The following is a 9,933-nucleotide window of genomic DNA, read 5'->3' on the forward strand; positions in this document are numbered from 1 at the left end:
GCGATCGCTAAATATTTTCGCAATAAGAGGAGATTAATGATAAAATTACAAGTTCTATTGAGAATAGACTAGTCTTGTTGACATGATGCGGCCGCCCTGGATGTTTGGGTTTTTGAGATTTGCTCAAATAGCTAAAAACCCGCTAAAGAAAGCGATAAATTATGGCAGCTACTTGCTAGTAGAGTTTTTGCACTGGCAAAGATATCGTCAACTGCTCAATCACTTCAGAACAGAAACGTTGAAATTGCCTCCTTTACCATATTTGGGCAGACGCTTCAGACAGAAGACTCCGGCAAATGTATCACGAATCCCTGTATTGTATGGATTTAGTTCGCACGTCATCCCAAGACCCCGTGATTGGCCTGCATGGGTGTATGTAACTGGTTTCTGGTTTATTGACCAAGCCTCCGAATACGAGCCACCCCTGGAACTAGAGGATTTTCTTGGACGAAAGCAATTACCTTTGTGTTTTGGATTTGGGAGCATGACTATGCCCAATCCAGAATATCTCACACACTATATCGTGGAAGCTCTAAAGAAAACCCGTCAAGGCGGGATTATATTATCAGGATGGGGTGACGTTGGAAGAACAGTGAATGTAAAAGATTCGCTACGAGTGTTTGTGATCAAGGAAGTTCCTCATGATTGGTTATTTCCCCAAGTGCCAGCAGTAGTACATCACGGAGGAGCTAGTACAACGGCGGCAGTGTTACGTGCAGGGACACCATCAGTTACTGTGCCTTTTTTTGCAGATCAGCCAGTTTGGGGTGAAAAGCTAACTCGGTTGGGAGTCAGCCCGCAACCGATACCGTACCACAAGGTATCAGAAGAAACTCTAGCGGCAGCGATTGAAGTTGTACTGGGTGATGAGGTCATGCGGTCTAAAGCCCAGGAGTTAGGTGAGAAGATTCGGGGTGAAGATGGTGTGGCGAATGCTGTTGAAGCATTTCATCGGCATTTGGGCTTGATTGGGTAATGTTACTATCTGGATGAGAAATACCAGACAATTGCTCTTGCATTATTACACCCAATAGGGTTCGGACAAGGAATTTACTCGTGTTCGCGTAGCGTCTCTGAAAAGAGAAGGCAAGCTCTTGAGCAGAGGGAAGAGATATCTATACCGTTCGGTATAGAGGCAACTCCAGGTTTAGGGGGTTCTCTTTTTAAGATGTTTCATACTTAGTAGTGCTTTAAAACTGCAAAATATAAAAAGCAACAAAAAACCCCAGCCTACTTCAAGAATGGGGGTATAAATGAAAACTCTATTTTTATGATGACACAACTCAATATTGCTAAGAGCCAATTTGTCTTGGAGGTAGAATAATGAACAAACCACCATCTAGACGCAAGAAAATTACCCCCGCGACATCTGAGGAACCAAAGCTAGCAACCGACCCTGCTCAGGAAAATACTTCTTTGCACGAAAACCCAGCCTCAGCAACTATCACGGTTACGGCTGTTGAAGTCAAAGAGTTGACCGACCAAGAACAAAGCTTACGCTTGCAATTGGAACGCCGTGTAGAACGTGCATTTTTAGAAGCGGGTCAGGCGTTAATGGAGTTGAGAGACAGACGGCTATACCGTTCCACGCACCAAACTTTTGAGGAATACTGCCGCGAACGCTTTGGTTACAGCCGTGATGCAGCGTACTTGAAGATTTCGGCTACTGCTGTTTACGAGAATCATAATTAAGTTTTTGCCGACCAATGGTCAGCAAATTCCAATGCCGACCAACGAACGACAATTGCGTTTTTTGGCGAAAGCTGAGTTGGAACCGGCTGTGCAAGCGGATGTTTGGCAGCAGGCAGTAGAGCAAGCTGGGAATAAGATTCCCTAGCGATCGGATAGTGAAAGATGTTGTGGATAGGATACGCGAAAGCACGAAAGTACCCAATCCTCAACACATTGGGGAAATATGCATTCTTCTGCCCAAAGATAACCCAGACTTGAGAGGTAAAGCGGGGTATTGGGGAGTAGTCAGCCACGTTGGGGAATACAATTGTACACTCCAGACATGGGACAGCGACTACACCGTAAAAATCGAACAAAAGATAGCGGAGAACTACCCATTTTTTACCTGTTTTACCTGGGTAGTTATTTAATAAAGTCAAAAGAATTGCATATATCTCGACTCTGCGATGGCGTACTCGCCATGAATCGGTGGCGTTCGTCGAACGCGAGTGCGTCTCGTAGAGAAGACGTGCCGTAAAGCCTGCGGCATAGCTACGCTTAGGGCAAAGCCTCTCGTTCGCGTTAGCGTCTCTGAAAGAGAAGAGAAGAGAACTCTTGCAGGTAAAATTCTGCTGCGGGATGGTGATGGTATTTGGTTAAAGCAGGGCAGATATGAGTAGTGAATGAGGAGTGTCCTTTTATAGCCGCCATAACTGGACAGTCTACACCGCTTGAAGCCCCATTCTCTCGTTGATAGTGGCATCACCGTGCCAAACCGGGTTAATTGTACTCGCTTGGCTGAAAGTAAGATGAGGTAAGCCTTTCAAGAAGCGCTTTTTGGTGAAAAAACTATGATTATGCTGCTAGTTTTGATCGAGTTTGAACGAAAAATCGTCGTTTCAGGCACTTGAATTTTTTGATTTGCACAAAAAACCTTTTTTGGCACGGTGATGCCTAGTGGGAATTTCTGAGCTTTTTCCCCACTACAAGTTTCCCAATGGAATAATTCACCAACCATCTGCGGAATTCTGGAGGTAGAAATAGAAAATCAAATTAAAACTTCTTCATTTCTTTGAATTATTCATTAATTTTTGCAATCTCTGAATATTCTCTGGTATGACATTAAAAACTTTTGTGTCATTTCTGCGACTTGTAAGCGGTTGTTTACCTATTCAAGTATGCTGTTGATTAGCGGTTGTAACCAACTTTTTAACGTATCCGTTCAATAAATCGGGGCGAACTACCAGTTCAGAAACGAGTTTACGCCATTTGAGCCTTGTCACTGAGCGATTTCCTCAGGATTATTGAGCGGTTACAAAACCAATCTAAGTAGATGCTGCATTTATTTGAACTACCTATCTAGGGTTTCTCCCCGGTGGCAGGGCTACTCATAGACGCCATTTGAGCCTTGTTACTGAGCGATTTACCCAGGATTATTGAGCGGTTACGAAACCAGTCTAAGTAGATGCTGCATTTATTTGAACTACCTATCTAGGGTTTCTCCCCGGTGGCAGGGCTACTCATAGATGACACCTCTGCCAGCGAATATTTCTGAATCAAACTTATAACCGAGGGGATTGATATGGCAGACATTATTGGAGACAACAGGAATAACACTCTAATTGGCACGTTTGAGAATGACGCTATCCTTGGTCAGGGCGGTGATGATAACCTCTTTGGTCGGGGCGGCAATGATGACCTCTTGGGTGGGACTGGCAATGACTCGCTTAATGGCGAGGACGGCAATGACCTTCTCAATGGTGAGGAGGGCGACAATACCCTGCTTGGTGGGTTCGGCGATGATGTCCTCCTTGGTGGAGTTGGCAATGACCTGCTTGATGGCGAGGAGGATGACGATCAACTCCTTGGCAGAGGCGGTGACGACACCCTGCTTGGTGGGTTCGGTAATGATGCTTTCCTTGCCGGATCTGGCAATGACCTTCTCGAAGGCGGGGACGGAAATGACCGACTCGCTGGAGAAGACGGTGAAGACCAACTCTTTGGCGGGGAAGGGGTTGACACGCTCAATGGCGGGGCTAGCGATGACCAGATTGATGGCGAGGATGGCAATGACTTCTTGATTGGTGAGGCTGGCGATGACCGACTCCTTGGCGGGGCTGGCAATGACCGACTCGAAGCAGGGGACGGGGATGACCAAATCTCTGGTGGGACTGGCAATGATACTGCTGACTATTCAAATACCACTGCTGGTGTCACCGTTAACCTAGCGACTGGAACTGCCAGTGGAGGGGCTGGGAATGATGTCCTGTTTAATATCGAACAAGTCTTTGGTTCTGGTTTCAACGATTCCCTAACTGGCGGGCGCGGTAATGACACCCTATTTGGTAGAGGTGGCAATGACGTGCTTGATGGTGGAGTTGGCAATGACGTGCTTGATGGTGAAGTTGGCAACGATATTGTCCGTGGTGGGTTGGGCGATGACACCTTGCGTGGTGGGACTGGCAATAACCAACTCTTCGGTGGAGATGGTGTTGATACTGTTGATTATTTAAGTGCCACTGCCGGAGTCACGATTAACCTTGCCACTGGAACCGCTACAGGGCAGGGCAGGAATGATGTCCTGTTGGAGATTGAAAGAATCGCTGGTTCTAGGTTCAATGACACCATCTTTGGCGGATCTGGCAATGACTTCTTCCTCAGTGGTGGGGACGGGAATGACTCTGTCAATGGTGGGGCTGGTAATGACCGCCTCTTTGGCGATAACGGCAATGACACCCTCCTTGGCGGGACTAACGACGACTTTATCAATGGCGGGAACGGGAATGACTCCCTGCTTGGCGGTAGCGGCATTGACATTCTGCTTGGTGGGGCTGGCAATGACCAACTCGTTGGTGAGGACGGGAGTGACACTCTCATTAGTAGAGAAGGCAATGATACCCTGCTAGGCGGCAGCGGCAATGACATTCTGCTTGGTGGAGACGAGGATGACCAACTCGTTGGTGGAGGCGGGGATGACCAACTCTTTGGTGGGACTGGCATTAATACTGCTGATTATTTAAATGCCACTGCCGGAGTCACCGTTGACCTTGGCACTGGAACTGCCAGTGGGGGAGATGGGAATGATGTCCTGTTCAATATCGAGCAAGTCTTTGGTTCTAGTTTTAACGACTCCCTGATTGGAGGAGGCAGCAGTGATACCCTAAGTGGCAGAGGCGGCAATGACACCTTGCTTGGTGGGGATAGCGATGACTTTCTTGATGGTCAGGAAGGTAATGACCTCGTCTTGGGCGAGGATGGGAATGACAGCCTGTTTGGCGGGGCTGGCAATGACCTTATCGAAGGAGGAGAAGGCGATGACCGACTCCTTGGCGGGGTCGGGAATGACACTCTCCTTGGAGGCCCTGGAAATGATGTCCTCATAGGCGTTGATACTAACGGTTCTGATTCTCTTGGATTAGGGGAGGTTGATACCCTAACTGGCGGGCCTGGGGAAGATCAGTTCTTACTTGGAGATGCTACTAATGTCTTTTATGACGATAACAGTGGAAGTAGTGGTTTTGCAGACTACGCTACCATCAGTGGCTTCAACTCCAACGAAGATACAATCCAGCTTAAAGGAACACTGGCAGACTATCGGTTGCAGACTGTGGGAGCCAATACAAGGGTATTTCTGGACAAATCAGGGGGAGAGCTAGATGAACTCGTTGGTGTTGTGCAAGCATCGTCTTTGAGGCTTGATAGTGACGACTTCCTGTTCTACGAAAAAGAAGATGCTCGACAAGGAACAAACAACACACTAGCCACTGCTGAGGAGCTAGGTACTTTAACATCAGGTTCAGAAGTTAATACCTCTGCTCAACTGGCAACACTTCCAGGGAACAATCCTGATTTCGACTTTTTCACATTTTCTTTAGCTAACCCAGGAACTGTGACTATTAGCACGCCGAATTCCAGTGGTACCTTTCCAGTTCTCGGCCTATTTAATAGTGCTGGGAACTTACAGAGTTCCAGTACTTCTGAATCAATCACCGCTTCACTAGGGGCAGGTACTTACTCCATTTCAGTAAGTGATTTTGATTACTTCCCTCAAAATGGCGGAACTTTCAGTTCTGGTTTTTTTGACCCTGGTTCTTATACGCTAGGAGTCACTGTAGCCTAAAGACAAATGGTACTAAGAAAAGCGGAAACAGTTACCAATTAAGAAGTTTGCAGTTGTTTTCGTAATTCTTGTCGAGGTTTTGTCATGAAGGGGTAAGCTTTGGGGCAGCGTTTCTGAAGTGGTTCCCTGCGTGCGGGACGGTCAGTAACGACTTTGTGAACGATAATTTTGATTGTTCTGCTCATCTATCATTACTATCTGCTCAATAAATCGGGGCAACTACCAGTTCAGGAACGAGTTTACGCCAATTGAGCCTTGTCACTGAGCGATTTACCCAGGATTATTGAGCGGTTACCTTTATCCGTTGTGTGTGATTGGATAGTCTGCGATCGCTTTCCCGTTTCGGGAAAAATCGTGCCTGCGCTACTCTCCATTATTAGGTTTTTTTATTGGGGTGATCGCTTTTCAAAAGAGCAGAACTGCTGATATCAATGTCCTCTACCAAGATATTTATGAATGCGGGACTTTTGTTTGGCTGAATTTAGCGCAACAAGAACACTTCACTTCACTACCTGTGACCTACTTTGAACCCATTAATTGAGCAATCTGCTTTGAAAGCATAAAGCAAGCAACTTGCTCATCTTACGGTTACAGTGACAGTAGCAGCAGCCGCAATTTTTTATGTTCTCGTCCTCAGCAGAGACTAGCTTGATTTTATCCGCTTTTTTGGACTTTTTGACCGTCATCCTTCAAGGATGTTGCTTGCACAACTTCTCCAGCACGCAGCCCGTGACTGAGAATGTGAACCAGTGCTGTATCGCGTTGCTTTGTTTCTCCCAGCAATTCTAACGCTGACCAAACCTGTTCCATTTGTTCTGGGGTTAAACTCTGGGCTGGTGGCAGTGGTACTTTTTCCAGTTTAATTCTCAGTGTGGGATTAGTAGCAATAATGTCAGGATACGTATAGCACATCTATTTAAAAAAGCTTTTGAGTGCAGCAACTCCGGCATTGATGCTGCTTTTTGAAAGCGGTTTACCTGAATCAGTCCGCAGTTCATCCCGCAAATACTCTTTATATAGCGCGAAGTGACGTGGGCGTAGCTCATGATAGTGCAGCTCACTCCAAGCCAAAAACCGCTTCAGTTCACGTTCATAAAGCTTACGACTGTTCGGTGCAAGGTTATTGCTGCGTAAAAACTCTAGCACCTTTACCCACCGGATATCCGTTGCTGGTCTTCTACTCGCTGTGCGCCCAGTCAGCGATGCAGTCTCAGCGTCTAGGGGAATGAGTTTAATCGGAGGTAAATTATTTAGTTCAGGGTTATTCACCATAATCTTGCGCGATCGCATGAAATTGAAAGAGGTAAATTATTTAGTTCAGGGTTATTCACCATAATCTTGCGCGATCGCATGAAATTGAAAGTTTAGTATACACGAATTAGGGGTAACACAAAATAAATAAGTCAACATTATCTTTTATCCGACTAAAAATACGATTAAAACCAGTGGTTTTTACACACCTTTTTGTTCTAGCTATTAAAATAAGTTTATTAAGCTAGAACTAATTTGAAATTATGCCACGTAAGATATGTGGACTTGGCTTTGACTGTGCCTCAATGATGTTGCAACCGGGTATTGACCCTGGAGAATGCTTCAATTATAAAACCTGTGGAGCAGCTATTAAGTTGACTCCAGACGAGTCAATCGAACTAATTCGCGTGCGGGAGATTGCCTCTTGCCAACGGCAACAGGAGTGGGAACGCACAGAGGAAACCTTTAGAACCACGCGCCGCGAAGCGGCAGTGATGATGCTGATGTCGAGAGGTTGTCCTCAAAATGCACAATCGATGGGCGTTGCTGCACAAATGGAAGCGATCGCCGCCTGTGTTGAACAATTGCATCACAACTTAAATAATCTAGAAGGATGCTACATTGCTCCTGGTGGCTGTGAAATACATCATTATAATGTGAAACGCCCAAGTGGAGTTTATGGATACAACAAACTCACTGCTCCTGAGCTTATATTTGAACCATCCGAAAAACAGCAGAAAGTGAAAGTTGTTCATTTTGAATGAACCAACAACATGGGGTGAAGCAACATCTGTCTTCGAGGTGGATGATCCCAAACTAAAACGGTCACGGGTTGGCCTGTGGAAAAATCTGCATTTCCGTAAAGCGGCGACACGTTCGATGTCACTGATTAGAGTTGAACGTCTTGAACTTCAAGGTAATGAACGAGTGTCGAAACCTTTGTGGTTAGCTTGGGTAGGAGAAGAAATGCCTCCCTTAGAAGAAGTTTGGCGACTTTACCTGCGTCGCTTTACCATTGACCACTGGTATCGTTTTTTAAAACAACGCTTACATTGGACTGTTCCAAAGCTAAGTACTCCCAAGCAATGTGAGAGGTGGAGTGACTTAATGCCTCTAATGACTTGGGAGTTGTGGTTAGCCCGTGATATCGTAACTGACAATCCTTTACCTTGGCAGAAGTCTTTTGACAAATTGACCCCTGGACGAGTCGCTCAAGCTATGGGAGGAGTTTTTGCGGCGATTGGTACTCCAACAAGAGCACCCAAACCTCGCGGAAAGTCCCCTGGTTGGCAACCAGGAAGAAAGCGTCACCGTAAAAACCGATATCCCATTGTTAAAAAAACAGTAGCACGACCACCTAAAGAAGCATCTGTTGCTGTTTAATACCTAAGATTATTCATACTTTTGCTAAGTCTCTGATTAACTCAGCCCTGTTGGGTCATTTTGCATTGCTTACTCTAAACTCCAGTAGAAACCTTGAAGTTACGACACTTTCTTGAAATGTGTATTATTTGCTAGATAAGTCATCTTTGTAACGGATCATGTCAAAAGTTTGGTACTTGCTTGACTACGTGAAAGAGAAACTTTTAATGTTATTGGTAATATTCGATGCTTTAGCAATAACTTGCATCTTTAAATTAGCGAACGTTCCTGTGGTGGGGGTGTTCGCTTTCACTTGGTCAGCACTGGTTCCTTTTTGCTAGCGAAAGCACCTGCTTGCCTTAGCGCTGCACCAGGGCTAGGGAACCTATCCCACTAATAATATTTGTGCTACAAAGCTTAAGCTTATTGAGAACTGAAAACGAAAAATTAAGGTTTTCAAGCACATTTTACGAAAAGGAGTAGGGATTTTTAGAATAGTGGGATAGGTTCGGGTGAGCAAAGAACTCTTCTATAGCTTTGGTTAACCCAGCCGCAACAACCGGCTCGTGACAAGCGTAGACATAGATGGGCTGTTGAACGCCATTGACCAATCGCGTTTCTTGGCGATCGCCCAGATGCGGGTAGAATGTTCTCACCCAAGTACCCAAGTGTCCGCGATAGTGAGCGCCGCTCAGGGGGACTTTCTTTCCAAGTTCGCTCTCTGCAAAGTTCACAACCCCCAACCATCGTTCTTCTGAAGGGGTGAGCAATTTTCTGTTGTGTTCTGCCAGAAGATTCCCGGCATAGTCTTTGAATTGCTGTTCCATGTATGGGTTGAGTCTGCCACCAGTTAACTCAGCTAAAGTTTTCATGGCCAGGACAAGAGTATGCAATCGCTGTTCAACTGGGGGGAGGGTTGGTGTAAGGGGTTGTTCTTGTGGTTGAGTAACGGGTTTTATCCAGCCCATAATGTCTTGCATCCAGGCGCGAACACCGATACTTTCAAATGCTTCACAGGCTAATCTTGCTTGGAGGCTGCATCTTTTCCCCGCTTCATAACCGTAATAGTGAAGTATTGCGGCAACAGCTATATCAGGGATACCGGACTGCGACCAGCCTAAAATGTCAACACCTCCAAAGCCTTTACAGACAAGCTTTTCAACCATTTTAGAGCGAGAATTGTCAACGGCTGTTTTGAGACTTCTGAATAATCCAGCAGCATCAACCCCAGCTAATCTTGCTGTTGCACGAAGGCTAGCCTTACTTTGTCCATTAGAGTCAACAGTGATTTCTTGCTTTATCTGGTCGATGATTTGAGCGATTTCGATTTGTGACATAACTTTAGTTGGGTGATAACTTTTCGTTGTTGCTAAGAGAGAATTAGACATTCACGCGCACCAAACTTTTTTCACCAACCAGTGAGAAACGATTAGACTCATCCGCAAAACGTAAATGCTTACTGTAAGTGGGTTTGACGAATTTAGGTTCAATAGGCGATCGCTAACTTACTCTACGATAAAATAGGTGTT

General features: G+C 45.7%; 6 protein-coding genes and 2 pseudogenes. 5 read left to right on the forward strand and 3 right to left on the reverse strand.

The genetic code is table 11. From position 1 onward, the window contains the following. Positions 1–82: 82 nt before the first annotated feature. The 3 genes and pseudogenes from H6G26_RS34435 to H6G26_RS34445 all read left to right on the forward strand — a co-directional run bounded on the left by H6G26_RS34435 (position 83) and on the right by H6G26_RS34445 (position 5,791). On the forward strand, positions 83–976 hold the full coding sequence (locus H6G26_RS34435) for a glycosyltransferase (protein WP_190735601.1): 894 nt from the start codon (positions 83–85) through the stop codon (positions 974–976). 347 nt (positions 977–1,323) lie between these two features. Then, positions 1,324–2,045, forward strand: a pseudogene (locus H6G26_RS34440) (hypothetical protein); the annotation flags it as partial. Positions 2,046–3,253: 1,208 nt separating this feature from the next. Then, positions 3,254–5,791, forward strand: a complete 2,538-nt coding sequence (locus H6G26_RS34445; RefSeq protein ID WP_190735602.1) for a calcium-binding protein — start codon at positions 3,254–3,256, stop codon at positions 5,789–5,791. Between the two features lie 239 nt (positions 5,792–6,030). Here the strand turns inward: H6G26_RS34445 and H6G26_RS43995 are convergent, their stop codons facing one another. Both H6G26_RS43995 and H6G26_RS34450 read right to left on the reverse strand, forming a co-directional pair. Next, entirely contained in the window at positions 6,031–6,165 is a 135-nt protein-coding gene (locus H6G26_RS43995; RefSeq protein ID WP_277883945.1) for a hypothetical protein, read from the reverse strand. A 328-nt stretch (positions 6,166–6,493) separates the two neighbouring features. Continuing rightward, a pseudogene (locus H6G26_RS34450) lies at positions 6,494–7,063 on the reverse strand (phage integrase N-terminal SAM-like domain-containing protein); the annotation flags it as partial. 242 nt (positions 7,064–7,305) lie between these two features. On the opposite strand from H6G26_RS34450, the gene H6G26_RS34455 reads away from it, so the two are divergent. Next, positions 7,306–7,806, forward strand: a complete 501-nt coding sequence (locus H6G26_RS34455) for a hypothetical protein (protein ID WP_190735603.1) — start codon at positions 7,306–7,308, stop codon at positions 7,804–7,806. Then, positions 7,799–8,425, forward strand: a complete 627-nt coding sequence (locus H6G26_RS43215) for a hypothetical protein (protein ID WP_242054098.1) — start codon at positions 7,799–7,801, stop codon at positions 8,423–8,425. Before H6G26_RS34455 ends, H6G26_RS43215 begins: the two co-directional genes overlap by 8 nt. A gap of 446 nt (positions 8,426–8,871) precedes the next feature. Here H6G26_RS43215 and H6G26_RS34465 read toward each other — a convergent pair whose 3' ends face one another. Further along, positions 8,872–9,741 carry a hypothetical protein gene (locus tag H6G26_RS34465; RefSeq protein ID WP_190735604.1) on the reverse strand — a complete coding sequence of 290 codons (870 nt, stop codon included), beginning with the start codon at positions 9,739–9,741 and terminating at the stop codon, positions 8,872–8,874. Between the last annotated feature and the right edge of the window lie 192 nt (positions 9,742–9,933).

This window comes from Nostoc sp. FACHB-888, from assembly GCF_014696655.1.
In the GTDB taxonomy this organism is placed as follows: domain Bacteria; phylum Cyanobacteriota; class Cyanobacteriia; order Cyanobacteriales; family Nostocaceae; genus Nostoc.

Coding starts and splice junctions, on each gene's coding strand:
- H6G26_RS34435 (WP_190735601.1), top strand. CDS start 83: ATGATGCGGCCGCCCTGGATGTTTGGGTTTTTGAGATTTGCTCAAATA.
- H6G26_RS34455 (WP_190735603.1), top strand. CDS start 7,306: ATGCCACGTAAGATATGTGGACTTGGCTTTGACTGTGCCTCAATGATG.
- H6G26_RS34445 (WP_190735602.1), top strand. CDS start 3,254: ATGGCAGACATTATTGGAGACAACAGGAATAACACTCTAATTGGCACG.
- H6G26_RS43995 (WP_277883945.1), bottom strand. CDS start 6,165: ATGGAGAGTAGCGCAGGCACGATTTTTCCCGAAACGGGAAAGCGATCG.
- H6G26_RS34465 (WP_190735604.1), bottom strand. CDS start 9,741: ATGTCACAAATCGAAATCGCTCAAATCATCGACCAGATAAAGCAAGAA.